The 24,623-nt window shown below is 65.2% G+C and carries 24 protein-coding genes; 5 read left to right on the forward strand and 19 right to left on the reverse strand.

The window, feature by feature from the left end:
- Positions 1-6: 6 nt before the first annotated feature.
- Genes A9W99_RS14260 through A9W99_RS14270 form a run of 3 tightly spaced genes read right to left on the reverse strand, consistent with a single transcriptional unit; the run spans position 7 to position 2,959 of the window.
- Positions 7-1,035: an acyl-CoA dehydrogenase family protein gene (locus tag A9W99_RS14260; protein ID WP_067378690.1), complete on the reverse strand. Its 1,029-nt coding sequence runs from the start codon at positions 1,033-1,035 to the stop codon at positions 7-9.
- Complete coding sequence (locus A9W99_RS14265) at positions 1,032-2,186, reverse strand: acyl-CoA dehydrogenase family protein (protein ID WP_371514961.1); 1,155 nt, start codon at positions 2,184-2,186, stop codon at positions 1,032-1,034. The genes A9W99_RS14260 and A9W99_RS14265 overlap by 4 nt, the downstream gene beginning before the upstream one ends.
- Positions 2,183-2,959, reverse strand: a complete 777-nt coding sequence (locus A9W99_RS14270) for a crotonase/enoyl-CoA hydratase family protein (protein ID WP_067378697.1) — start codon at positions 2,957-2,959, stop codon at positions 2,183-2,185. The genes A9W99_RS14265 and A9W99_RS14270 overlap by 4 nt, the downstream gene beginning before the upstream one ends.
- A 124-nt stretch (positions 2,960-3,083) precedes the next feature.
- On the opposite strand from A9W99_RS14270, the gene A9W99_RS14275 reads away from it, so the two are divergent.
- Together A9W99_RS14275 and A9W99_RS14280 are read left to right on the forward strand one after the other, a co-directional pair.
- Positions 3,084-4,979 carry an NAD(P)/FAD-dependent oxidoreductase gene (locus A9W99_RS14275; RefSeq protein ID WP_067378700.1) on the forward strand — a complete coding sequence of 632 codons (1,896 nt, stop codon included), beginning with the start codon at positions 3,084-3,086 and terminating at the stop codon, positions 4,977-4,979.
- Positions 4,976-5,851: an SDR family NAD(P)-dependent oxidoreductase gene (locus A9W99_RS14280; RefSeq protein WP_067378703.1), complete on the forward strand. Its 876-nt coding sequence runs from the start codon at positions 4,976-4,978 to the stop codon at positions 5,849-5,851. The genes A9W99_RS14275 and A9W99_RS14280 overlap by 4 nt, the downstream gene beginning before the upstream one ends.
- A 59-nt stretch (positions 5,852-5,910) precedes the next feature.
- Here the strand turns inward: A9W99_RS14280 and A9W99_RS14285 are convergent, their stop codons facing one another.
- Positions 5,911-6,534: a Dabb family protein gene (locus tag A9W99_RS14285; RefSeq protein WP_067378706.1), complete on the reverse strand. Its 624-nt coding sequence runs from the start codon at positions 6,532-6,534 to the stop codon at positions 5,911-5,913.
- Positions 6,527-6,874 carry a hypothetical protein gene (locus A9W99_RS14290; protein WP_067378856.1) on the reverse strand — a complete coding sequence of 116 codons (348 nt, stop codon included), beginning with the start codon at positions 6,872-6,874 and terminating at the stop codon, positions 6,527-6,529. Before A9W99_RS14290 ends, A9W99_RS14285 begins: the two co-directional genes overlap by 8 nt.
- 143 nt (positions 6,875-7,017) lie before the next feature.
- On the opposite strand from A9W99_RS14290, the gene A9W99_RS26965 reads away from it, so the two are divergent.
- A complete protein-coding gene (locus A9W99_RS26965; protein ID WP_067378709.1) occupies positions 7,018-8,523 on the forward strand; it encodes a serine/threonine-protein kinase in 1,506 nt (501 codons plus the stop codon).
- A gap of 12 nt (positions 8,524-8,535) precedes the next feature.
- Here the strand turns inward: A9W99_RS26965 and A9W99_RS14300 are convergent, their stop codons facing one another.
- Both A9W99_RS14300 and A9W99_RS14305 read right to left on the reverse strand, forming a co-directional pair.
- Positions 8,536-9,366, reverse strand: coding sequence for an IclR family transcriptional regulator (locus A9W99_RS14300; RefSeq protein ID WP_067378710.1), 831 nt, complete (start codon positions 9,364-9,366; stop codon positions 8,536-8,538).
- A 141-nt stretch (positions 9,367-9,507) separates the two neighbouring features.
- Complete coding sequence (locus A9W99_RS14305) at positions 9,508-9,981, reverse strand: hypothetical protein (protein WP_067378713.1); 474 nt, start codon at positions 9,979-9,981, stop codon at positions 9,508-9,510.
- Between the two features lie 87 nt (positions 9,982-10,068).
- On the opposite strand from A9W99_RS14305, the gene A9W99_RS14310 reads away from it, so the two are divergent.
- Positions 10,069-10,677: a TetR/AcrR family transcriptional regulator gene (locus A9W99_RS14310; protein WP_067378716.1), complete on the forward strand. Its 609-nt coding sequence runs from the start codon at positions 10,069-10,071 to the stop codon at positions 10,675-10,677.
- Positions 10,678-10,797: 120 nt separating this feature from the next.
- On the opposite strand, the gene bphC is transcribed toward A9W99_RS14310, so the two are convergent.
- The 3 genes from bphC to A9W99_RS14325 all read right to left on the reverse strand — a co-directional run bounded on the left by bphC (position 10,798) and on the right by A9W99_RS14325 (position 13,295).
- On the reverse strand, positions 10,798-11,718 hold the full coding sequence (gene bphC, locus A9W99_RS14315) for a biphenyl-2,3-diol 1,2-dioxygenase (protein ID WP_067378719.1): 921 nt from the start codon (positions 11,716-11,718) through the stop codon (positions 10,798-10,800).
- A 10-nt stretch (positions 11,719-11,728) separates the two neighbouring features.
- Positions 11,729-12,922 carry an acyl-CoA dehydrogenase family protein gene (locus tag A9W99_RS14320; protein ID WP_067378721.1) on the reverse strand — a complete coding sequence of 398 codons (1,194 nt, stop codon included), beginning with the start codon at positions 12,920-12,922 and terminating at the stop codon, positions 11,729-11,731.
- 91 nt (positions 12,923-13,013) lie between these two features.
- Entirely contained in the window at positions 13,014-13,295 is a 282-nt protein-coding gene (locus tag A9W99_RS14325) for a 2Fe-2S iron-sulfur cluster binding domain-containing protein (protein ID WP_067378724.1), read from the reverse strand.
- 130 nt (positions 13,296-13,425) lie between these two features.
- On the opposite strand from A9W99_RS14325, the gene A9W99_RS14330 reads away from it, so the two are divergent.
- A complete protein-coding gene (locus A9W99_RS14330; protein WP_067378727.1) occupies positions 13,426-15,057 on the forward strand; it encodes an NAD(P)/FAD-dependent oxidoreductase in 1,632 nt (543 codons plus the stop codon).
- Here A9W99_RS14330 and A9W99_RS14335 read toward each other — a convergent pair.
- From A9W99_RS14335 to A9W99_RS14375, 9 genes are all read right to left on the reverse strand, one after another.
- Positions 15,047-17,956: an RND family transporter gene (locus A9W99_RS14335; protein ID WP_067378730.1), complete on the reverse strand. Its 2,910-nt coding sequence runs from the start codon at positions 17,954-17,956 to the stop codon at positions 15,047-15,049. The genes A9W99_RS14330 and A9W99_RS14335 overlap by 11 nt on opposite strands.
- Entirely contained in the window at positions 17,953-18,381 is a 429-nt protein-coding gene (locus tag A9W99_RS14340) for an MmpS family transport accessory protein (RefSeq protein ID WP_172828875.1), read from the reverse strand. Before A9W99_RS14340 ends, A9W99_RS14335 begins: the two co-directional genes overlap by 4 nt.
- Before the next feature lie 287 nt (positions 18,382-18,668).
- On the reverse strand, positions 18,669-19,277 hold the full coding sequence (locus A9W99_RS14345) for a TetR family transcriptional regulator (RefSeq protein ID WP_067378862.1): 609 nt from the start codon (positions 19,275-19,277) through the stop codon (positions 18,669-18,671).
- Positions 19,278-19,350: 73 nt separating this feature from the next.
- Positions 19,351-20,235, reverse strand: a complete 885-nt coding sequence (locus A9W99_RS14350; RefSeq protein WP_067378865.1) for an alpha/beta fold hydrolase — start codon at positions 20,233-20,235, stop codon at positions 19,351-19,353.
- 33 nt (positions 20,236-20,268) lie between these two features.
- On the reverse strand, positions 20,269-21,144 hold the full coding sequence (locus A9W99_RS14355; protein WP_216639727.1) for an alpha/beta fold hydrolase: 876 nt from the start codon (positions 21,142-21,144) through the stop codon (positions 20,269-20,271).
- Positions 21,145-21,217: 73 nt separating this feature from the next.
- The gene (locus tag A9W99_RS14360) at positions 21,218-22,090 is read right to left on the reverse strand and encodes a M48 family metallopeptidase (protein WP_067378733.1); all 873 of its coding nucleotides are present in this window, start codon (positions 22,088-22,090) and stop codon (positions 21,218-21,220) included.
- 116 nt (positions 22,091-22,206) lie between these two features.
- Positions 22,207-23,040 (reverse strand): SDR family NAD(P)-dependent oxidoreductase, encoded by an 834-nt coding sequence (locus A9W99_RS14365; protein WP_067378737.1) that lies wholly within the window; start codon positions 23,038-23,040, stop codon positions 22,207-22,209.
- Positions 23,037-23,693 (reverse strand): cutinase family protein, encoded by a 657-nt coding sequence (locus A9W99_RS14370; RefSeq protein ID WP_067378740.1) that lies wholly within the window; start codon positions 23,691-23,693, stop codon positions 23,037-23,039. Before A9W99_RS14370 ends, A9W99_RS14365 begins: the two co-directional genes overlap by 4 nt.
- The gene (locus A9W99_RS14375; protein WP_067236685.1) at positions 23,693-24,568 is read right to left on the reverse strand and encodes an NYN domain-containing protein; all 876 of its coding nucleotides are present in this window, start codon (positions 24,566-24,568) and stop codon (positions 23,693-23,695) included. The genes A9W99_RS14370 and A9W99_RS14375 overlap by 1 nt, the downstream gene beginning before the upstream one ends.
- Between the last annotated feature and the right edge of the window lie 55 nt (positions 24,569-24,623).

Below are 24,623 nucleotides of genomic sequence, written 5' to 3' on the forward strand. Positions count from 1 at the left end.
GCTTCGTCAGTCGGTGATCAGGCTCCACAGCTCGGTCGCCCCCGCCTGCAAAGCAGCGGTGGTGACTCGATCGTCCCAGTACCGGACCGTTCCGAACTCCGAACGCCAGGCGAGTGCCGGTCGGGTGAACTCGTGCAGCCGGTGCTCGCGAGTCGTGCCCATCGCGCCGTGCACCTGATGGGCATTGCGCACCACAACCGAGGCGGCGTGCCCCGTGCACGAACGTGCCACGGCAACAAGGAAATCGAGGTTGGACGCCGACCATTCGCTGGTGACCGCCGCGGTCAGCGCGGCCTCGGTTGCGGCGCGCCCGAGGGCCGCTTCGGCGGCGGCATCCGCGATCAAGTTCTGTACCGCCTGGAACTTTGCGAGCGGACGGCCGAACTGGTTGCGCGACGTCGCGTGCTCGATCGAAAGCTGTAGGGTCCGGTCGAGAGCGGCACAGACCTGAATGGAACGCACCAGCGCCGACTTCAGCTGCAACCGCGCGACCAGGGAGCTGGCCAAGGGAATCCCGTTCAGGGTGGCGGGCTCGGCGACGACGGTGTCCCGCGGTTCGCCGATCATGTTGGTGCTCCGGGTGATGTCGAGAGCCGCCGATTCGACATCGGCCGCGCGGTACTGGCCATCAACGCGCCAGACCACCACGACGCGTTCGGCATCGCTCGTCCACGGCACCGCGCTCGCCGTGCCGCGGTCGTCGAGCAGACACACCGTTCGCACCGCGTCGTCGCAATCCATGCCGTTGGCATCCAGCAGCCAGCAGGCCAACAAGTCGTGCTCGGCCAATGGAAGTCGTACCCCATGGCGGACCGCGGCGCTGAGCAGCTCGGCCGCTTCATACCAACTGGCTCCGCTGCCGCCGGCCTCCTCCTCGCCGGTAAGCCGCACCAGACCGAGATCCTGCAACCGTCGCCAAAGTGTCGTGTCGAGTTCACAGGGCAGCGCGGGCGAATGCGTCTCGCGATACTCGGCGAAGACGGCGTCCATCATCTCGGCCAGGGCTGGGTCGACGCCGTTCGGAGCGATTGTCATCGCAGCCCCAGTCCCCGGGCGATGACGCCCCGGAGTATCTCGTTGGTACCACCGCGCAGCGTGAAACCGGGGCGCTGGTCTATCGCGGCCGCCACCAGGTCCGCGAACGGGGAATCCACGACGCCGTAGAGGGCGGCGAATTCGGCGATGTCGCCCTCCGTGGTGGTGCCGAGCACCTTGACCACCGCGGCGGGAACCCCGACCTCGGGGTCGTGTCGCTGCAGGGCGCCGGCAACCGCCGACGATATTCGATGCAGGGCCGCGACGCGCGCCACCAGGCGGCCCAGGTCTGCATTATGCGAAATACGTTGTACGGCCATGCTTTCGGCTGTCGCTGCGAGCAGCATGAACGTGGACAGAAATCGCTCAGGCCCGCTGCGTTCAAAGCTCAGTTCTGATGTCACCTGCCGCCAGCCTTCGCCGATCTCGCCGAACACCATGGTGTCGGGCACGAAAGTCTGATCGAGTATCACCTCGTTGAAGTGATGTGCGCCGTTCATCGAGACGATCGGGCGGATCTCGATGCCGGGCCCGCGCAGGTTCACGATGAACTGGCTGAGCCCGGCGTGCCGATCCCTGGTGTCGACCGGCGCGGTGCGGGCGAGCACGATGAACGCGTGCGCGAGATGTGCCCCAGATGTCCAGACTTTCGTACCTGACAATGACCAGCCACCGTCGACCCGCATCGCTCGGGTGCGCACGCTGGCCAGATCGGAACCCGAGTCCGGCTCGCTCATGCCGATGGCGAAAAAGCATTCCCCCCGCACAATTCGCGGCAGAAACTCCGACTTCTGAGCCTCGGTGCCGTACTTGAGCAACGACGGCACAATCTGGCGGTCGGCGATCCAGTGCGCCGAAACGGGCGCCCCGGCCGCCAGGAGCTCCTCGGTCACCACGAACCGGTCCAGGAACGAGCGGCCATGACCGCCGTATTCCACCGGCACCGTCATGCCCAGCCAGCCGCGCGCAGCCAGTGCGGCGGTGAAGTTCTCGTCCCAGCCCGACAGCCAGGCATCGACTGTCGACGTGAAGGCACCGGCAGCGAGTTGTTCGGCGAGGAACTGCCGCACCTCGAGTCGCAGGGCTTGGGTCGATGCGGCGTCGACACTGGCGGGCGGCACCAATCGCGGCAGCGGCGAAGGCGCCGTCACTGGGTTTTCCATCTTGCGATGCGCTGCAGGTGCTCAGGGTCGCGGTGGGCCAACGATTGCATGGCCGCGGCCATGCCCAGCGTCGATTCGAGAGAACCCTTGCGCGACTCTTGCAGTAGTCGTTTGGCCATCCGCAATGCGTGCGGGGGGTTTTTGGCGATGCGCTCGGCGAGTTCGTGCGCTGCGGGAAGTAATTCATCGTGCGGCACCACTCGGCTGACCAGACCCCAGTCCAGGGCCGTGGCCGCATCGATGCGGTCACCGGTGAACGTCATCTCGGCCGCGCGCTCATAGCCGATGGCCCGCGGCAAGAACCAAGTGCCGCCGTCGCCGGGGATGAGGCCGAGTTGGACGAAGCTTTCGGCGAACGAGGCGCGTTCGGAAGCGATGCGGATGTCACACATCATCGCCAGGTCGCAGCCGGCCCCGATCGCGGCACCATTGACGGCCGCGATCAACGGCACTTCGAGGAGACCCAGCGCCCTTGGGACGCGCTGGATTCCGTCGACGTACGCGTGTCGTTGGTCCAGTGGGCTCAGACCGAACATGCCGGCCTGGTCGGCCATCTCCTTGACGTTGCCGCCGGCAGAGAAGATCTTGCCCGTTCCGGTCAAGATCACCGCACGGACGCTGGTGTCGGCGTTCGCGTCGTCGACAGCGATCTCGAATGCGGCGATGAAGTCTTTGCCAGTGATCGCGTTGCCGACTTCGGGCAGGTTTATCGTCCAGACCTGGGTCGGTCCGCTGATGGTGATGTCGAGGGGCAAGCTCATGCGGGTAACTGTAGGGACTCGGCCCGTGTCGGCCCTAGGCGCGTCTCTTCGGCCCGAGTCAAAGTGTCCCGCTGAGTAGGCAGGGTGTACCCGCAATCGCGGGCGGGCGTCGATACTCGCCGGCATGGGCACCCGCGCGGCTCTGGATCCCGACGAACTACGGGCCAATCTGCGTCAGGCCGACCCCGGCGTGCTGGTCGCCGTATTGGCGCAACTCACCGGCGACCATGCCGTGGTCGACCGGTTCGCATCAAAGATCACTCATGTGCCCGATCCGCCGGAGCAGGCCGGTGTCACCGATCCCGAGACGACCGAAGCGCTGGTCGAGGCCGTAGTCGGCGCGCTGGATCAGGGTAGGCCTCCGTCAGGCGGCGACGACCCCGAATTGTTCGCGCGGATCGCGCCGGTCGCACTCGGGGGAGCCGTCGGCGCCGAGTATCTCCCACTGCTGTTGGAGCAGGGGGGATTTCGGCCGTCGCAGCCCATACTGCCGCGCACCGCGAAGCTGCCGGACGGTTTCCGCGTCGCGGTCGTCGGTGCGGGCATCTCCGGACTGACCGCCGCGCTCGAGCTGGCCGAGGCCGGCATCGACTGCCAGATTTTCGACCGCAACGACGAGGTCGGCGGCACCTGGTACACCACCACCTATCCGGGCATCGGGGTGGACACCCCGTCGTCGTACTACTCGCTGTCACGCGACATCAAAGGCGACTGGTCGAGTTACTACCCGCTCGGCGCGGAGTACCAGGCGTACCTGGTGTCCGTGGCCGACAAGAACCGCCTGCGCGAGCGCACCCGGTTCGGCACCGAGGTCGAAGCGTTGTGGTGGGACGATCGACGCCGGCAGTGGCAAATCCACGCAGTCGGGCCCGACGGCACCCGCGAGGTGAGTTATGCCAATGTGGTGATCCCGGCGGCCGGTTACCTGAACCGGCCGCGCTGGCCGGAGCTTCCTGGCCGCGGCACGTTCTCCGGAGTGGAAATCCATTCGGCGCAATGGGATCCCGGGCTGGATCTGACCGGCAAGCGGGTCGGCATCATCGGAGCGGGCTGCACCGCGGTCCAGATCGTCGACGCGTGCGTGGACCAGCTGGCGCACCTGACGGTGTTCCAGCGTCAGCCGCACTGGGTGGCGCCGCGGCGGCGGCTTTCCGACGACGTTCCCGACTATCAGCGCTGGCTCGGCACCCGGGTGCCGTATTACGCCAATTGGGTTCGGCTGAAGTCGTTTTGGGGGACCGCGGACAACAACTACCCGGTGATTCTGCGTGACGCCGGTTGGGCGGCCGAGCATCTGTCGATTTCGCCCGCCAACGACGTCTTGTTGCGGATCTGCCTGGACTACATAGACCGCGTTTTCGGGGCAGGCAGCGAGCTTGCCCGCAAGGTCACCCCGGACTTTGCGCCGTATGGCAAGCGGATCATCCGCGATCCCGGTGGATACTACGCAGCGTTGGCCCGCGACCACGTAGACGTTGAGGTCAGCGAGCCGGCCCGGGTCAACGAAGCGGGGATCGTGACGCGCGACGGCCGCCAGGTCGACCTCGACGTCATCATCTACGCGACCGGCTATTACCTGGACTTCCTTTCGACCGTTGATGTTCGGGGCCGCGACGGCAGGAAGCTGGCGGACGAGTGGGGCGACAGGCCGCGCGCCTACCGCGGCGGGACTGTCCCCGGTTTTCCGAACATGTTCATCTCGTCCGCGCCGAATTACAGCCCGGGGCACGGCGCCGGCCATAACTTCGGTGTCGAGGTGATGGTGCACTACGTCATGGAATGCCTGCAGTTGATGGCGCTGCGGAAGGCATCCGTGATGGAGGTTAGCCGACGCGCCTACGACGAATACGTCGCCGACATCGACGCGACAATGGCCGGCACCGTCTGGTGCCATACCCCGACGGCACATACCTACTACCGGTCGGGCGGGGGCCGGATCGTGACCGCATTCCCATATCGTCTGGTTGATATGTGGCACAGTCATCGGGCTCCGATCGAAACGCATTTCGAGCTCCGATGACCGGATTACTCTGCGGCAAAACCGCTTTGGTCACCGGCAGTAGTCGGGGCATCGGCAGGGCGATCGCACGACGGTTGGCGGCCGAGGGTGCCACGGTGGCGGTCACGGCTCGGTCACATGTTCCGTCGTCGTCTGTGCGGGCGGGAGTGACGTCGATCCTGCCGGGGACCATTGGCGAGACGGTGGGGTTGATCGAGGCTGACGGTGGCCGCGCCTTTGGGGTGACGGCCGACCTCGAGGACCCCGAACAGCGCGACGGGTTGCTCGACGCGGTGCTGGACCGGACCGGCCGGCTCGACATCCTGGTCAACAATGCCGGCTTCGCCGACTACGCATTGATCCAGGACATGAGCATGGAAACGTTTGATCGCACCGTGTCGCACTATCTGCGTACGCCCTTTGTATTGACGAAAGCCGTTGTGCCGCAGATGCGTAAGCAGGGGTCGGGATGGATCGTGAATATCGGCTCGGTCACCGGCGTCGCGCCGGCGAGGCCGTACCGGCAATACAACAAGACCGCGGGTGACGTGATCTACGCCTCGATGAAGGCCGCGCTGCACCGGTTCACCCAGGGTGTGGCCGCTGAGCTACTCGACGCCAACATCGCGGTCAATTGCGTCGGCCCTTCGACGGCCGTCCGGACACCCGGCGCGGCGCAGCTGATTCCCGAGGGCTTTCCGACCGAGCCGGTGGAATACCTGGCCGAGACCGTGCTGGCGATGTGTCACCGGCCCGCCGCCGAGCGCACCGGACTGGTGGCATTCAGCCTGCACTATCCCTGGTCGCGGCAATTGCCTGTGCACAGCCTGGACGGAAAGACGTTGCTGCCAGCGTTGGCACCGCCGGCTTCCGCCAACCCGAATATCTCCTAGGCGACCAGACGCAAAAGCTCCCTAAAACCGGTGATTTCGGGTGTTTTTGCGTCTGCTCCTTATAGGACCGGGTGGTCGACCGTACAGAAGCTGTGGCAGATGCGGTCGCGGACGATGACGTCGGTGGTTTCCGGGTCGAACCAGCGGTCTACCACGGCCCAGTGGATCGGATGCATCAGGTAAGGCCCCAGCAGACCTTCGGCGTCGGAGAACTCCTGCTCGAACACATGGGTCCAGCGCACGTCTCCGACGGGTTCGACGACCCGGCTCAGCTGCCACGCCCGGATTGTCGAGACATAGTGCGGCATTGACGAGAGCTCGTGTTCGAAGCGGGTGACCGTTTCTTCGTCCGCGTCGGGCTGGACCCGCAGCAGCAACGTACGGTACACGATGCCGGGTGTATCGCCGGAGCGTCGCGGTTCACCCCAATAGGCTGCGCCGTTGATGCGGGTCACGGTAGGGCGGGCCAGCAGCGTATCGAATTGGTCTGCCGCGCAACGCCAACCGTCCTCCTCGCTGAAGCGCAGGTGCATAAGGATGTCACCGCCGTTCCGCGAGCCGGTCAGCGTCCGTCCGACGACGGAGCGCAGTGCATCCGTTTCGGCGGCGGCGCAACGCAACTCAGTGACCAGTCGGCCGCGATCATCGTCGGCCACATCGAGCAAGCGGGTGACACTATACATCGCACAGGCCGTCCACGTCTTCGGCTACTGCGGCGAAGGTTCGCGACCGTTCCTGCACCAATTCGCTTATCTGCGACCACCATTCGCCCAGTTTCGGGTCCAGCCGGCCTATCCGCGTCATCTCCCACCACGCCTGCGGGGACGGCAGCGTCCAGGTGATCGTGAGGGTGTTCACCTGATCGTCGAACCAGATAGGCGGACTGACCAGAACGTCGCGCAAGGTCATTCCCCGGTCGCGCGCGCCCGGCGCGTACTCCGCGAGGTAGGCGTCGACGAACCGTCGGGCGCACCCGGGCCGGGTCACCACCCGGTCGATCACGAATACCTCGCCGTCAGCCATGCAGTTGACCATATGGCCGGCGACGCTCGCAGTGCCCTTGACTCCCGGCCACCGGGAAATGCAGTCTGTGTCGGCGGAACCGGTCCCGCGCCGACGCTCGCTCGGTAGCATGTTTGCCCAGGCAGGCGAGGGAAGGCCGGTCTGTGGACGAGCTGGAATTCGGGCGGTACCGGCTGCAGTCGGTGATCGGTCAGGGCGGCATGGGAACGGTTTACCAGGCCCACGACACCGTCATCGGCCGCGATGTCGCCGTCAAGGTGTTGCCCGTCGAGCTGGGCGAGGAACCAGGCTATCGGGAGCGGTTTCGCCGCGAAGCCCACACCGCGGCACGGCTGAGTGAACCGCACATCATCTCGATCTTCGACACCGGCGAGATCAACGGCCAACTGTATTTGGTGATGCCGATCGTCAAGGGCATCGACGTGCACGAGCTGCTGCAGCGAGATGGGCCGATGAGTCCTCAGCGGGCCGTGCACGTCATCGAGCAGCTGGCCGCCGCACTGGACGCCGCCCATGCCGCCGGACTGGTGCATCGCGACATCAAACCGTCCAACGCACTGGTGACGGGCAACGACTTCGTCTACCTGATCGATTTCGGGATCGCCCACGATGGGTCGGCCACCAAATTGACGAACACCGGGATGCTGGTGGGCACCCTTGCCTACATGGCCCCGGAACGCTTCACCGCCGGCCGGGCCGATGCCCGTTCAGATGTGTATGCGTTGGCGTGCGTGTTGCATGAATGCCTGACCGGCGACCCCCCCTTCCCGGGCGACAGCATGGAACAGCAGATCGCCGGTCACCTCACACTCGAGCCACCCCGGCCCAGCGAGCTCCGATCCGGGGTACCGGCCGGATTCGACGAGGTGATCGCGACCGGCATGGCCAAGGATCCCGCCCAGCGCTATCAAAGTGCCCATGAGCTGGCCAGCGCCGCCCGGCACGCCCTCAGCGCCGCGCCCTCCCGCGGCCGTGGCACCGCCGTCGCCCCGCCCGAGCCGGCTCGGCCGGCTTACCCGACTCTCACTGGAACACAACAACACTCGCGCAGTTGGTCGGCTGTCGCGCCACCCCGACCGGTAGACCGGCCACGCCCGCGGGCCGCTGAACAGGCGAAGGCGCAGCACCCACCCGCACGGCTGACCTGGCTGCTAGTCGCGGCGATCGTCGTGCTGGTCGGCGGCGCGGCCGGCATTACCGGCTATCTCCTGAGCAAACCCGGCAGCGCTTCCCGGGCCCCCGCAGTCGTGGCGCCCTCCAGCCCGGAACCGTCGGCCATCTCGACGCCCTCCACCGTCGCCCCGCCCGCTCCGACTTCGGCGACAACTACGCCCGCCGGTGTCGCAGGAATCGGACCGTTCGTAGGGCGCTGGCAGGCTCACAAGGAGGGTCTGGTTATCGACGCCAACGGCCACGGCCATCAGACGTTCACCGGCGGCAGCGTGGACTTCGCGCTGACCTCGGTGTCTGGTGACACCGCCACCGGTACCGTGACGGCCAGTTCGGCACCCGACAGCACCGTCGTGGGGGACCCCGTGACGGTGACGCTGGTCGGTAATGGGCAGGGGCTCAAACTGAGTCGTGGCAAGGAACAGCAGTTCCCATACTGCAACGCCAACTCTCCCAGCAACTACTACTGCGGCGCGTAGGGACCCGGCCGTTCACGCGTATTGCAGGGCAGGACGCGGACCATGGGGGAGCAGCGGCCGCAGCGGTTGCAGGGTGGGCGCCACGCGCTGCGGGCCGTCCTCCACATTGCGCCAGATTCCCATTGCGGTCATGCGAACCGGGGCGGTCAGCCGCTGATCGAACTTCATCCGGCTCATCGGACCGCACACCGAGACCGCGGCGACGGCCTCACCCGGGCTGCCGATCGGGGCTGCAACGCAACCGAATCCGAGTAGGGACTCCTCGCGCTCGAACGCCACCCCGTGCGCTCGGACCTTAGCCAATTCGACTGCCAGTTGGGAGTTGGTAGAGATCGAGTACTTGGTCTTGCGCACCTGCAGGTCCACCTCGGCGTCGTCGCTGTAGGCCAACATCGCCTTGCCCAGCGCGCTACAGTGCGCGGGCTGACGGCCACCCACCCGGCTGGGGAGCGAGCCCACTACCCGGTCCCCGACCTTGTCCAGGTAGACGACGTCAGATCCCTCCAGGACCGCGAGGTGAACCACAAGCCCAGTGGCGCGGTGCAATTCACCGAGCAGCGGCCGGGCGGCCCGCACCAGGCGGTCCTGATGCACGGCCAGCGAGCCCAGTTCCACCAGGCGCATGCCGAGCTCGTAGTCGCGACCGTTTCGGCGCAGCCAGCGCAGCTGCACCAGACGCTCGAGCATTCGATGCGCCGACGAACGGGGTAACCCGGTGCGACGGACGATCTGGGCCAGCGTCAACCGTCCCGGCCCTTCGAACGCGTCCAGCACCAGCGAGATCCGGTCGATGACTGCGCTAGGGGTGCCTGAATCGACGGCGGCGGCGGTTGTCCCTGACATCGGTCCTCCAAGAGACTGGGGTATCTGACTGCTATATTCCTAATAGGAATATGACAGTTTGTATCACACTGGGACGGCATTGTCACGCATCTCACTGAGAAACCACCCGTCCGGGGCGGTAACGCGGGCCGGCCGCGGCGGTCAGCTCGCGTACGCCGGCCCTTCGGCGAGTAGATGCCGGCGCACCAGCTTGTGCCATCGCCGTTGGCGGTAGCGGAATATTCCGGTGGCCACAGCGGCCACGATGACGGTGGCCGGGCCGGCGTCTATCTCGATGGTGTCGCTGTAGCGGCAGGAATCTTCATCGAGCGCTTCGGCGTGCAGCGTGTGGTTCCAGGCCTTGAGCATGCCGCCGTGCTCGTGCGTGCGCACTGTCTTGGTGGCCTCGTCGACCTCGATGACCTCGATCGTGTGCCGGTAGGCCGGTATGAGGTGGAAAGCGACCAGCCATCCGGTACCGCGCTCGCCGAGGCGCAGCGGCTCCGAACGTCCGGCCAGGGCGGGAAAGCCGAATAGACCCTTGCACACGTAGAGGAAGGTGACCGGTGACAGCATTGCCGACCACACTCGGTCAGCGGTGGTGGGGAGGATGGTTTCGAGGTGGATCGTTCGCACGAGGCCTCCTTGTGCCAGCGGTTAGGGTACCCTAATTTTGCTGGTCGCAGCCCCACTTGACTACTCGCTTTTGGAAGGAGACGCGCGATCGCCCCGACGGATCGGTTCCGGCCGCGCAAGCAGCCCAAACAGGAACGTGCCGAGAAGACCAGGCAACGGATCCTGGATGCGGCGGCTCACGTTTTCGCAGAGCACGGCTACGTCGCCGGAACCACCAATCGCATCGCCGAGCGGGCGGGAATATCGATCGGATCGTTGTATCAGTATTTCCCGAACAAGGACGCCATCCTGCGGGGGCTGATGGACGCCCACGTCGATACCGGAGCTCGTCTGCTCAGCGAGCGGCTGGCTCAGGGATTGCCGCAAGGGCTCGAAGACACCCTGCGGGTGTTCGTGCGCGCGACGATCGACAATCACCGGGACAATCCCCGGCTGCACCGGGTGCTGTTCGAAGAGGCGCCCCGCGCACCGGCGTTTCTCGCGCGTCTGCACGAATTAGAACAACTGTCGGTGGACGCGGCAGTCCGGCTGCTCGCACAGCAATCCGACGTGCGCGCGGGCGGCAGGCTCAATGCGCGCATCGTGGTGGCAACCATCGAATCGCTTGTACACCGGCTCGTCACGTCGGAGACTCCGGTGGACCCGCAACAGCTCGAAGACGAGATCGTCGACCTGCTTGCCGGATATCTACGCTGAGGTGGCACCGCGCTCTCGATCGCGATGCTGCGCGTTCACTGTGCGGTGACGGCTTTCATTGTGCGCCTATAGCTTTCGCTGTGATTCCCGGGTGTCACTCGGGCGCGAGTTTCCGCCCAGTTACAGCCGCATTGCCGCGGGCATCTCACCGACCCATTGATGACCCCAGTAGCTGTCCGCTGTGATTTCCTCTGCGGTGTAATAGGTTTCGTCGACTCGCATACCGTCGGTGCCGAACTCGATGTCCCAGTCGCCGGGTGCGCGGACATAGAACGACACCATCTTGTCGTTGGTGTGGCGCCCCAGCGTGGACGACAATTGGAAACCTTCGGCGTTGACGCGGTCCAGCGCCTGACCCACCGCGTCGAGGGTGTCGACCTCGACCATGATGTGGACCAACCGCGGGTCGCGCTGATGTGCGGCCGGGACTATCGCCAGGCTGTGGTGCCGCTGATTGATGCCGAGGAAACGGACCCGCACCGGGCCGAACTCCTTCGGGAGCGGAACCCGGAAAGCGCCGCGCGATCGGAACCCAAGTACGTCGGTATAGAACTCGAACAGCCCGCCGGGATCGGTGGCCGGCAAAACCACATGTCCCAGCCCCTGATCGCCGGTGACGAATCTCGCGCCGAACGGCGTGACCACCGGGCTGTGGTCGAGCACCGCACCATGAAAAACCTCGACGGTGATGCCGGCCGGGTCCTCGAAGGTGATCACCTCTTCGACGCGGCGCACCTCGGCGTCATCGACGGACAATTGCTTGAAAGCCACTCCGGCGCCGTCAAGAGTCGCCTTGACTCGTTGCAGGGCAGCGTGATCGCGCACCTCCCAGCCGACGGTGCGCACCCGGTCGGTCTCGCCGGGGACGACGATGATCCGGGCCGCCCGCTCGTCCATCCGCAGGTACAGGGCCGACGGGTCGGCACCCCTGAAATTGGGCGAGCCTTCCGCGAAACCCAGCACACCGAAGGCGAACTGCCGCCAACGCTCGATGTCGTTCGTCGAAATCGTAATGTAGCCAAGGCTTTTCAGGTCTGACACCAGGCCACCCTTAGATCAGGGCCCGCAGCGGACCCTGCGGCGGATCGATGCCCAGCGAGCTCAGTGCCGACGCGTGATAGACGGTGCCCGGCACATGGATGGCGTGCAGGTGGCCGACGTGCACGTCCCGCCAATACCGTTGTAGCGGCTTGTCCATGCGGGCCGCGTTGCCGCCGGAGCGGGCGAAGATCTCGTCGACGGCCGACACCGCGCGCCAGACGGCGCGTATCTGGGTACGACGACCCGCGGCCCGGTCGGCGAATGACACCTCTTTGCCGGCCGCGACGATGTCATAGATGCGGTCGGCGTTGGCCAACAGCTCTTGACGTGCGGCGTTGATGTCGGCAGCAGCCTCGCCGATGGCGTGCATGACGTAAGGGTCGTCCTTGATCGCGGTTCCGGTAGCGCCGACCCGCTCGCGCTGGTAGTCCAAGTGCGCGGCCAGCGCCCCCTCGGCGATGCCGATGGTGGCCGCCGAGATGCCCAGCGGGAACATCGTCGACCACGGCATCAGATACAGCGGCTCGGTCATGCCGGCCTCCCGTTGCGCGGTGCCGTCCATGACCTTCGTCGCGTCCATCGTCCGATAGGCGGGGACGAACGCGTCCTTGACGATGACGTCCTTGGAGCCGGTTCCGCGCAGCCCCACCACATTCCACGAGTCCTCGACGATCTCGTAGTCCTTGCGCGGCAGGATCATGTGCAGCATCTGCGGCGGCATCAGCGGAACGCCCTTCGCGTCGCCGAGCATCGCCCCCAGGATGATCCAGTCGCAATGGTCGGTGCCCGAGCTGAACTGCCAGCGCCCGTTGAAGATATAGCCGCCGTCCCCGCCTTCCAAAGGCGTAGCCACACCTTGCGGCGCGTACGGCGAGGCCATCCAGGTGTCGACGTCGTCGGCCCAGACCTCGGCGGGAACTTTCGGGTCTGCGTATGCCAACTGGTAGGGATGCACTCCGACCACGCCGACGATCCAGCCGGCGGCCGGGTCCAGCGCCGCGGTCGCCATCACCGTCTCCGCGAACTCGCGGGGATGCGCTTCAAACCCGCTGTACTGCTTGGTTTGCAGAAGCCGGATCAGCCCGGCCCCTTTCATCATCTTGACGGACTCGTCGGTGAGCCGGCCGATCCGCTCTGCTTCCGGGGCCTGATCGCGCAGCTGGTCGGCCATCGCTACAACCTGGTCAAGTACCCGCTCGGTCATGGTGTCGTCCTTACGTGTGTGGGCTTCCTAATGGTGTACCGCAGTCCGCCTCCGGCCCTGCCACCGCTCCCGGTGAGTGGGCGAAATCCGGTCAGAATTCGACACGCAGCCACCCGCTCAACGGGCGAGCCTGACAGGCGAGGATCAAGCCGTCGCGCAGGTCCTCGGGCTCGAGAACTTCGCATGCCGGCATGTCGACGTTTCCTTCGATCACGGTCGCCACGCACGAGCCGCAGCGGCCTTCCCGGCACGAGTGGGGCACGTCGATACCGGCATCAATCAGCATGTCGACCAGGCTCTGGCCCGGCGGCCAGGGCAGCCGGTGCCGTTGGCCATCCAAGTCAACCTCGACGTCGTGCATGAACTCTGACATGAGCGCATGGTCGCTGATTGGCTGCTCGCGGCATGGCGGCGCGCCCAATGGCCGGGAAATCAGGACCGGATCGTCCGGTCACCGGGACGGGGCACGGCTCGCGATCAGAGAACTCCTATGGTGAGTGCTTGTGAGCAATGCCGGCGACGAGGTTTCAAATCCACCGTTGGACGTGGTCGTGGTGGGCGCCGGGTTCGCCGGCCTGTATGCCCTGCACAAACTGCGCAGCCAAGGGCTGCGGGTACGGGTGCTCGAGGCTGCGCCCGAGGTGGGCGGCACCTGGTACTACAACCGCTATCCCGGCGCGCGGTGTGACGTCGAAAGCGTCGACTACTGCTACTCCTTCTCCGACGAGCTGCAGCAAGAGTGGAACTGGACCGAGAAGTACGCCACCCAAGCCGAAATCCTCAGATACCTGAACTGGGTCGCCGACAAACTCGACCTGCGCCGCGACGTCGCGTTCAACACCCGCGTGGTCTCGGCGGTCTTCGACGAGACGACCCTGCGCTGGACGCTGTCCACCGACGGTGGAAAACGGCTCACCGCGCGATTCTGCCTGATGGCGACGGGCCCGTTGTCGGCCGCGCTGACCCCGGACTTCCCGGGCCTGGACACCTTCGCGGGCAAGATCTACCACACGGCTGCCTGGCCGCACGAGCCGGTGGACTTCACGGGTAAACGGGTGGCAGTCATCGGCACGGGATCGTCTGGCATACAGTCGATTCCGATCATCGCCGAGCAGGCAGCACATCTGTACGTCTTCCAGCGCACGCCCAACTACAGCGTGCCGGCCGGCAACAAACCCTTGTCTGTCAAGGAACTCGACGACATCAAGGCGCAGTATGCCCAACGGCGCCGACTGTCGTGGCGCAGCGGCGGAGGGTCGCCGCACATCACCGCCGCCAAGCCGACGCTGGAGTTCACGCCGGAGGAACGCCGCGCGGCGTTCGAAACCCGCTGGCAATTGGGCGGTGTGCTGTTCTCCAAGACCTTCCCGGACCAGGTGATCGACCCGGCGGCCAACGAAGAGGCCAGAAAGTTCTACGAAGAAAAAGTCCGAGCCGTCATCAAGGACCCAGCGGTAGCCGAATTACTGATTCCGAACGATCACCCGATCGGCACCAAGCGAATCTGCACCGACAGCAACTACTTTCAGACCTTCAACAAACCCAACGTTTCACTGGTGAGTGTGCGCAGCACTCCGATCAAGTCCGTGGACGCCACCGGCATCAACACCACCGATAGGCACTACGATCTGGACGCTATCGTGCTGGCAACGGGTTTCGATGCGATGACCGGAGCGCTGGCCAAGATCGACATCGTCGGCCGGGCCGGCGCTAGACTGCGCGACGACTGGGCGCACGGACCGCGCACCTATCTGGGATTGGGTGTCGACGGCTTCCCGAACATGTTCATGATTTCGGGTCCCGGAGCTCCGGCGGTGCTGGCCAACATGGTGCTGCATGCGGAAGCACAGGTGAACTGGATCGCGGACGCCATCACCTACCTCGACGAGCATGGTTACGCCGCAATCGAAGCCACCGCGGAGAGCGTCGACGAATGGGGCGCGGAATGCGCCGAGCGGGCCGCGGCGACCCTGTTCACCAAGGCGAACTCCTGGTACATGGGCGCGAACGTCCCGGGAAAGCCGCGCGGTTTCATGTTGTTCGTCGGGGGATTCGCGACGTACAACGACATCTGCGCCGAAGTCGCCGTTGCCGGCTACAAGGGATTCGATCTGGTCAAGAAGTTCAAGCCGTAGGTACGGATTCGGCCTTTTCAGCCGGCCGCTGCACGGGATCAGGCCACGGCGAAGGAACCGGCCGCTGCCGAACCCGTTGCGGCCACCAGAACCACTTGCCCAGCAACGCGGCGATGGACGGCGTCATCAGCGATCGGACGATCAGGGTGTCGAACAGCAGACCCAGCCCGATTGTGGTGCCGACCTGCCCGATCACGATCAGCTGGCTGACCGCCATCGTCATCATCGTGAAGGCGAACACGAGCCCCGCCGACGTCACCACCGAACCTGTGCCACCCATCGACCGGATGATGCCGGTGTTCAGCCCGGCATGGATCTCCTCCTTGAACCGGGACACCAACAGCAGGTTGTAGTCGGCGCCGACGGCCAGCAGGATGATCACCGACATCGCCAGCACCATCCAGTGCAGTTCGATGCCGATGAGGTGCTGCCAGATCAGCACCGAAAGCCCGAAAGACGCACCCAGGGAAAGCAATACGGTGCCCACGATGACAGCCGAGGCCACCACGCTACGCGTGATGATCAGCATGATGATGAAAATTAGGCACATGGAGGCGATCCCGGCGATCAGCAGGTCGTAGTTGCTGCCGTCCTGCATGTCTTTGAAGGTCGCCGCGGTCCCGCCGAGGTAGATCTTGGAGCCCTCCATAGGGGTGCCCTTGAGCGCCTCGTAGGTGGCCTTCTTGATCGCATCGATATGCGAAATGCCTTCTGGTGTCATCGGATCGCCGTCGTGGCTGATGATGAAGCGCACGGCATGGCCGTCGGGGGAGAGGAAGTTCTTCATGCCCCGCTTGAATTCGGGGTTATCGAAGGTTTCCGGGGGCAGGTAGAACGAGTCGTCGTTCTTCGACGCGTCGAACGCTTTGCCCATGGCCGCGGAGTCGCGCTGTGCCCGTTGCTGCTGTTCCAGCAGACCCTTCTGGGTCGAATACATGGTCAGCATCATGGTTTTCATGTTCTTCATGTTCTGGATCATTTCGGGCATCAGCGCCACCATCTGCGGCATGAGCGTGTCGAGGTGATCCATGATGGGCATCAGGCTCTGGATGTCGTCGGTCATCGTGTCGACGCCGTCGAGGGCATCGAAGACCGAGCGCAGCGACCAGCACACCGGGATGTCGAAGCAGTGCTTCTCCCAGTAGAAGTAGGAGCGGATGGGCCGGAAGAAGTCCTCGAAATCGGCCATGTGATCGCGCAATTCGGCGACGTCGATCGTCATGGCGTGCATCTTGCCGACCATCACGTGCATGTCGTCGGCCATCTGTTTGGTGATGCTCTGCATCTTGACCATGCTGTCGATCGTCGTCTGCATCTCGTCGGACTGGCGCTGCATGTCAGCGATCTGATCTTCTTGGTACTTCTGCGTCATCTGCTGGCTGACGCCCTGCATGCTGATCTGGAACGGAATCGACGTGTGCTCGATCGGCGTGCCCTGGGGCCGGGTGATCGCCTGCACGCGACTGATCCCGGGGACCCGGAAGATCGCTTTGGCGATCTTGTCAATGACCAGAAAGTCCGATGAATTGCGCAGATCGTGGTCACTTTCGATCATCAGCAGCTCGGGGTTCATCCGGGCCTTCGAGAAGTGCCGATCGGCGGCCGCGTAGCCGGCGTTCGCCGGCAGATCGGCGGGCAGGTAGTTGCGGTCGTTGTAGTTGGTCCGGTATCCGGGCAAAGTAAGCAGACCGACCAGAGCAATTCCGATCGTCACCACCAGGACGGGGCCCGGCCAGCGGACGACGAGCGCGCCGACCTTGCGCCAGCCGCGAATTCGCTGAGCGCGCCTGGGCTCGAGTGTCTGGCGGAAGCGCGATGCCACCGAAATCACTGCGGGGCCAAGCGTCAACGCGGCGAGCACAACGACCACCATGCCGATGGCAAGCGGGATTCCCAGTGTCTGGAAATACGGCAGGTTGGTGAAGTGCAGGCAGAACGTCGCACCGGCGATGGTCAACCCCGACCCGAGCACGACGTGTGCCGTGCCGTGAAACATGGTGTAGTAGGCGTCTTCTCGCGATTCGCCGACCGCCCTGGCTTCCTGATATCGGCCGATCAGGAAGATCGCGTAATCAGTGGCGGCCGCGATCGCCAACGTGACCAGCAGGTTGCAGGCGAACGTGGACAGTCCGATGATTTTGTAATAGCCCAGGAAGGCGACCGCGCCGCGGGCGGCGGCCAATTCGAACACGACCATTGCCAACGTGAGCAGCACCGTGACGATGGACCGGTAGACCATCAGCAGCATTGCGATGATGACCAGGAACGTCACGGCCTCGATCATCTGCAGGCTGCGGTCGCCGGCTAAATGCTGGTCGGCTTCCAGCGCCGAAGGGCCGGTGACGTAGGCCTTGACCCCGTTGGGGGCCGGGGTGCCTTTCACGATGGTCTGGACGGCCTCGACCGAGTCATTGGCCTTCGTCTCACCCATGTTCCCGACGAGGTAGACCTGAACGTAGGCCGCCTTGCCGTCGTTGCTCTGCGCGCCGGCCCCGGTGAGTGGATCGCTCCAGAAATCCTGAACGTGCTCAACGTGTTTGGTATCGGCCTCGAGCTTCTTGACGATCTGGTCGTAGTAGGCATGCGCCTCGGCGCCAAGCGCATTCTGGCCCTCCAGCACGATCATCACCGAGCTGTTGGACTTGTACTCCTTGAACACCTCGCCGACGCGTTTGGTCGCGATCACCGATTGCGCGTCGTCGGGACTCATGGAGACCGAGCGCATCTTCCCGACCTCGTCGAGCTGGGGCACAACGACGTTCAGCGCCGCGATGAGCGCGATCCAGCCAAGGATGATCGGCACGGCGAACGTGCGGATGAAGTGTGCGATCTTCGGGCGCGCTGCATGCCTGGCGACTGGGATGACGTCGGTGGGCGCGTCTTGAGTGGGAGCGCTCATGCGGATTTCACTAAGCAGGATGTCAGGGCGTGCACGCCGGTGGATGTTTGCTCGTCCTTGATTTCGTCGTCGACGGTGATGCGGCAACCGAGGTAATCACCGTCGCTTTGCGCCGAGATATTGGGAAACACCGAGGGCGCGGTGGTGCTGAGCACCAAGGTCCAGGGCAATGGCGCGCCGTCCAACCGCCGCGGCTCGGCGCTGAGATCCAGGTAGTTGACATTCGCGTGGGCCGCCGAGCCGAAGATCTCATACTTGATGACCTTGGGTTTGAACGGTTTGGAGTCGTCAACCTTTGCGCTGGTCAGGGTGTCGGCGTTGTCGGCGCCGTAGAAGGACTTGACCCGTACCACCGCAAAGCCGCCGATCACCACCACGGCAACGATCAGCAGCGGCAGCCAGGCGTTGCGCAAGACCTTAGCCATCGGTACCTACGCGATCCTTTCCCGGCCACGAAATGCCAACGCGGTCGTCGTGATGTACTGCTGGGTCGAGAAGTGTTGCGGGGCAACGAATGGTGTTGGCGCTGTCGGCTCAACGCGGTCGAACGTCAGGCGTGTGGACGGCTCTAGCCAGCCCCATCTGGCTCGAGAGGTAACGGCAGATGCTTCGTGTCGCCGAGGCACACTGAAGAACCGCCGCCGCCCGACCATGTGTACATGATCTGCATATTTTGCACACCATGCAAGTTTATGTGTTTCCGGTCACGCCGTCATTTCGTGAAAATGCTGTTGACCAGCGCGGCGGCCCGCTCGACATAGGGCATCGGCGTGTCGTCGGCGTCCTGGGGATCGCTGCTGGACCAGCGTTCGATGCCCGAGCGCACCGCCGTCAGCGCCAATGCGGAGATCAGCGCGGGTATTTCGTCATCGGATGGCATGCCCTGGCGTTTGGCCACGATATCGGTCAGCTGGGTCTGAAAGCGCTCCAGGTCGGCCAGAAATGCCGCCAGCACCGCCGGGGTGGTTTTTGCCAGGTCCAGCATGCAAACGGCCTGCTCGCGCTGCGGGGGCATGTCGCGAAGATGGTGTGCGGCCAGCGTGATCAGCTCGGCCAGGATCACCGAATAGGGGGCGGGTCCGGCGGCGACGAATTCGGCGGCCAGCTCGGGGGGCAGGTCCGACGGGCCGTAGGCGATCGCCGCCTCTTTGTTGGGGAAGTAGTTGAAGAACGTGCGGGTCGAGATTCCGGCCTGGACGCAGATTTCCTCGATGGTCACCTTGTCCCAGCCGCGCGCCTGTGCCAGCCGCACCGCCGCCCCGCGGATGTCCGCGCTGGTCTGACGGCGACGCCGCTCGCGCAGGCCGATCTGGTTCATCATGACATTCATAGTTGCACGAACTGCACATTCTGCACGCCACTCGGGACGAGCAATAGGCGCAAGCGCGCTCGTGCTATTTGCGTAACAGGAAACCCAGAACGGTGCTCTCAAACGCTTCTTTGGCCTCGATCATGGCCCAGTGCCCGCATTTCGGGAACACGTGGAGTTCTGCGTTGGGGATGGTGCGCATCGGAATGAGCGCCATGTCGGGCGGGCTTACCCTGTCGTCACGGCCCCACGTCAGCAGGGTGGGCGCGGCCACCTTGTGCATCACCGCCCACGGCATCGGGGTATCGGCGGCCTCCATCGCCGACGTCATCGCCGCGAAGGCCGCCTTTCCGTACATCCGGCGCGCGGCGGCCAATGTTTCCGGGTCGGTAGCCAGTTGCCAACGCTCCTCGATCAATTCGTCGGTGATGACCGACTGGTCGTACACCATCGACTTGAGCCAGTCGACAAGCCGTTGCCGCGTCGGGTCCTCCGTGAATTCCTGCAGCAGTCGGATGCCTTCGCTGGGGCTGGGGCTGAAGATGTTGGTGCCGACCCCGCCGATCGTCACCAGCCGATCGAGGCGGCCCGGATTGCGGATCGCGAAATTGATGCCCACGCCGCCACCCATCGAGTTGCCGACGATGCTGACGCGGTTCACATTCAGTGCGTCCAGGAACGGCACCACCGTGCGTTGCGCGGTCACCATCGGGTGGCCGCCGAAGTCGTCGCTGACGCCAAAGCCCGGGAATTCCAATACCAGGCAACGGAAATGCTCGGCGAACGCCGGCAGGATGCCGCGGAAGTTGCGCCACCCCGTGACCCCGGGGCCCGAGCCGTGCAGGAACAGCAACACCGGCGGTGCTGCGGAATCGGGCCCGCAGTCGCAGTAACGCAAAACGCCAGCCGGAGTGCTGATTTCACGAAGATTCTGTTCGAAGACCGGGTTGCGTCCAGAAGTGTCTATCACGGATGCCACCCTGCCATGCCGCGTCCGGGAAGGTCAGCCGGCGTCCGCATGGCGGGAGAGGAAGTCCAGGACGGCCTGAGCGAAGATGTCGTTGCGGTCCCCGGCGACCATATGGCCCGCGCCGCGGACATCGACGAATTCGACTTGGGGGAATCGTTCGAGAAATTCGTCGGCCCGCTCTTGACTGACGAGGTCACTCATCTGGCCTCGTACCAAGAGCATGGGCACGCCGTTGCGCAGAATTGCGTCGACGGCAGCGTGCATGCGGTCGGTGTCGGTAACCTCCATAGGCGGGAATGGCGAAGTGCCACTGATGAATTGCGGGTCCCAGTGCCAATACCAGCGATCGCCGCGACGGCGCAGGTTGGTGCGCAGGCCGTCGAGATCAGTGGGACGCGGCCGATGTGGGTTGTATTCGGCGATCATGTCGGCGACTTCGTCCAACGAGTCGAATCCCGAGGCCACCCGGTCGGCCATGAACGCGTGAATGCGGCTCGCCCCGGACGGGTCCATGTTGGGCACGATGTCTACCAGGACGACCGCGCCGGCGATGCCGGGCGATAGCTCACCTGCGAGGAGCATCGAAGTGAATCCGCCCAAAGACGCGCCGACCAGCACCGGCCTGGGCGGCAGACGGCGCAGCACCTCTTGGATGTCGCTGGCGAAGCTCACCACGCGGTAGTCGCCGTCGGTAGACCAGTCCGATTCGCCGTGCCCGCGCAGGTCAACGGTGACCGCCTGCCAGCCGCGCTCGGCAACAGCTGCCGCCGCGCGGCCCCACGAACGGCGGGTCTGCCCGCCCCCGTGCAGGAACACCACGGCTCGCGCCGCAGGATCGCCCAGGCGATCGCACACGATGCGAACGTCGCCGGGGCCGTAGGTCGAGAACAGTTCCGGTGTGGTTGTCACTGATGGGATGGTAAGTGCTGGTCGGCTGACACCCTACTGACCACCCACCATTGGCGCGGCTCCGATGTCGTGATCAGGGCATCCAGGAGCCCTGGTCAACCGGAGCGGGTCCCAGCGGCCTGGGCCGGAAGAACAGCGAACCCGCGACTGCGCGGTTGCGCAGCGCCGCCGCCCGCCAAGTGTTCACCGGATGCGATGCCAGCATGTTGGCCAGCCAAACGAAGAATCCGGTCTCGGTCGCGGCCCGGTCGGCCATGCCGTTGAAGTCCACCCGCCTGAGCAGATATTTTCCGGCGCTCAGGACTCCGATGGCTCGGGCCGCTCCCGACGGGCGAAACGCGTGCCCGTAGTTGTCGGCCGTGTACTCCATCGACCGCGACAGCGTTTGGCCGAGGAGTGGGATCCTCATCGCCAGCTGGCTCAGTTGGCGCCAGTAGGACGTGTGGCCGGCAGCGATGTGGCCCACCTCGTGGCCGATCACGAATGCCAGCGCTTCGGGATCGCGGGCCTGGCCCCCGATCTCGAACAGGTCGCTGTAAACGGCCACGTAGCGGCGGAAGCCGTGTCCACTCGCGAAGGCGTTGATCTTGCCGTTGCCCAGCACGACATAGGCGTCGGGTACTTCGGGCAGGCCGAACCGCTGGGCCGCCTCGACGACGAGCCAATAGCCCTCGGGGAACTGGGTGGGCGACATCTTGACGCCGCTCACCCGCTGCCTGCCATACGTGAGGCCGCGGCCGAAATACACCACCACGGGCCAGGCCAGAATCCCAAGCCACAGCGTGCTCGTACGGCCCGACATCACCACCGCGATAGCGAGCAGATAGAGCACGACGCTGGATGCGATGACCAGGACGAGAAGTCCGATTTCCCAGGGGTGTCGATGGGGTTGTGCCACATATGGAACGGGCGGGTGCTGGTGCCCCGGCAATTGCACGGTAGTCATGAGCGCGCTGGACTCCCTCTGTGATGTCAATTCCCCGGTTCTGCCCGGGCGACTTCACAGTTCAGGGCTGCTCTTGAAAGATTCTCCGCAATTTCTTGGCGCCCAGCAGCGTCGGCTCACGGCGCGACAGGCCGATTCGTCCATTCCCGATCGGCCCGGCGCGCCGAGCGGAACCAGCCGCCGGCGGCGCCGGTACCGCCGTCGGTCGGGATCGTGTGGCCGGTCACGAAGGCCGACAGCTCGCAGGCCAGGAACAGGATCACCCGGGCCTGGTCCTCCGGCAGTCCCATCCGTCCGACCGGAACCCATTGCGGCCACTGCCCTTGCTCATCCGGCGACAGCCACTGCGAGTAGGGCACCTGCAGCGACTCGGTGACGTCTGGGCCGATCGCGTTGATTCGCACGCCATCGCGACCCACCTGGACCGCGAGGCTGCGGGTGAAGTGGATGACCGCCGCCTTGAAAGCGGCGTAGACCGGATCCTCCGGATAGCCGCGCAACCCTTCGACGGACGAGACGTTGACGATCGCTCCCGCGCGTCGGCCGATCATCGCCGGCAGGAACGCGCGGGTCACCAGGAATACGTGGTGCAGGTTGATCCGGTAGAGCTCGTCCCACAGCTGCGGGTCGGTGTCGACGAAGTTGCCCGGATGCCGCAGCCAATGCCCCACGTTGTTGACCAGCACGTCGACCCGGCCGTAGCGATCCAGCACAGTGTGCGCCAACGCGCTGACCTGCTCGGACTCCCGCACATCGACTGCGACGGCCAAGCCGCCGATCTCGTCGGCGATCGCCTGGCCACGTCCGGCGTCGATCTCGGCGACGACCACCCGGGCGCCGTGCTGGGCGAACAGTCGCGCGGTCGCCGCGCCGATGCCACCTCCGCCGCCCGTCACCACCGCGACCCGGTCGGCCAGCAGCGCCACCGGTGTTGGTTCCGGGTTTCTCACAGGTGACCGATGGCGAAATCCGCGGCCTGGCCGACCATGCCGTTGAACGGATACGCACCGTGCTGTCGGTCTGGCGGGCCGCCGGGAGCGCCGTCGCAGATGTTGTCGCCGGGGGCGCACAGGTCGATGGTCTTGCCAGCAAACTGCGGGCCGATGACGATCGGCGGCGAGCCGAACGTGCGCAACCAATTCGGCGACGGTTTCCCGAACAGCGCGACGGCCGCGACGTGGTTGGCCCCATCCGCCGATACACCGCCCGCCGTCATGTTGCCGGTCACGGCCGCGCCCTGGGAGTAACCTCCGACGATCATTCTGGTGTTCGGGCAGCTGGCCGCCATGGATTGGATGTGCCCGCGTTCGTCGCCGACCCCGGCGTTGAAGGTCCCACGGAAACCGGGGTTGCCGAAGTCACCGCTGGCCGGGTAGTTGACGCCATACTCGCCGACGGATCTGCCGCCGGCCCGCCCGCGCACTGCATTGACGAATGCGCCTCCGACCCCCCCGACACCGGGTGGCTCGCCGGTGCCGCGGGCGAAGATGACCTCGATGTCGGGGCACGCCTGCGCGGACGCGACCGGGACCGGCGAGGCCGTCGTCGCTGCAGCAACCAGGGACGCGGCGAGCCAGGACGCGCGCCGGCGTAAATCGGTCATCATCGGGTTTCTCCATCACTATGCAGCCGCACCAGACGCGTGGTGCTGCTCTCGTCGAGGTCGACGATGTCGCTGCGCGAGCGCAGAAAATCGCTGAATGACTTGAATCCCAGCGACTTCTCGCTGAACGACGGGTTCATCCGCTTCATCTGCGCCTTGACCACCGAGTTGTGCAGCCAGTCGGCGTCGTCCTTCTCCTGACTGATTCGCAGCGCACGCTCGAGCAGGCTGGTGGCCGCGGCTTGCGGATCCGGGGGCGGCGGCTCGTCCTCGGGTTCGGAGGTCGCGTGCCGGCCACGCTTCTTGGGCTGGCGCACCGGCGCGCTTTGGGTGGGTATTCCGGGCAGGGTGTCGTAGGTGACGAACTCGTCGCAGGCGGCGGCCAGCGACTGGCTGCTGGCACCGGCCACGCCGATGCCGACCACATAGCGGCCGAGCCGTTTGCAGCGCTGGGCAAGGGCGATGTAGTCGGAGTCGCCGCCGACGATCACGACGTGGGTCAGGTCGGGCAGCCGGAACATGTCTTCGACGGCGTCCACGGCAAGGCGGATGTCGGCCCCGTTCTTGCCGTAGACGGTCGCCGGAAACAGTTGGACCAAATCCACCGCGCGACCCACGAGCTGGCCGTGATACCGGGCATTGACGTCGGTAGACCAGTCCGCGTACGCGCGGGTGAGGACCAGCGTGCCGAACGAGGAAGCGAAATCCATGACGGCGCCGAGGTCGACGGTCGCCGCCTCGAGCCGCTCATTCTCCAGGCCCTTGGCCTTGTCCCGTTGGAACGCGTTCCGGCCGTGCACCTGGTCGTAGTGCGAAATGACGATGTTGTCGAAATCGAAATAGACCGCAACACGGTCCGCACCGGATTCGGTCATTCGGTCATCGTGCGCCTCACCGGCGGAATTCATCAAGCTTCCGTCGTCCGACAAT

Source organism: Mycobacterium sp. 1164966.3, assembly GCF_001665395.1.
Lineage (GTDB): Bacteria > Actinomycetota > Actinomycetes > Mycobacteriales > Mycobacteriaceae > Mycobacterium.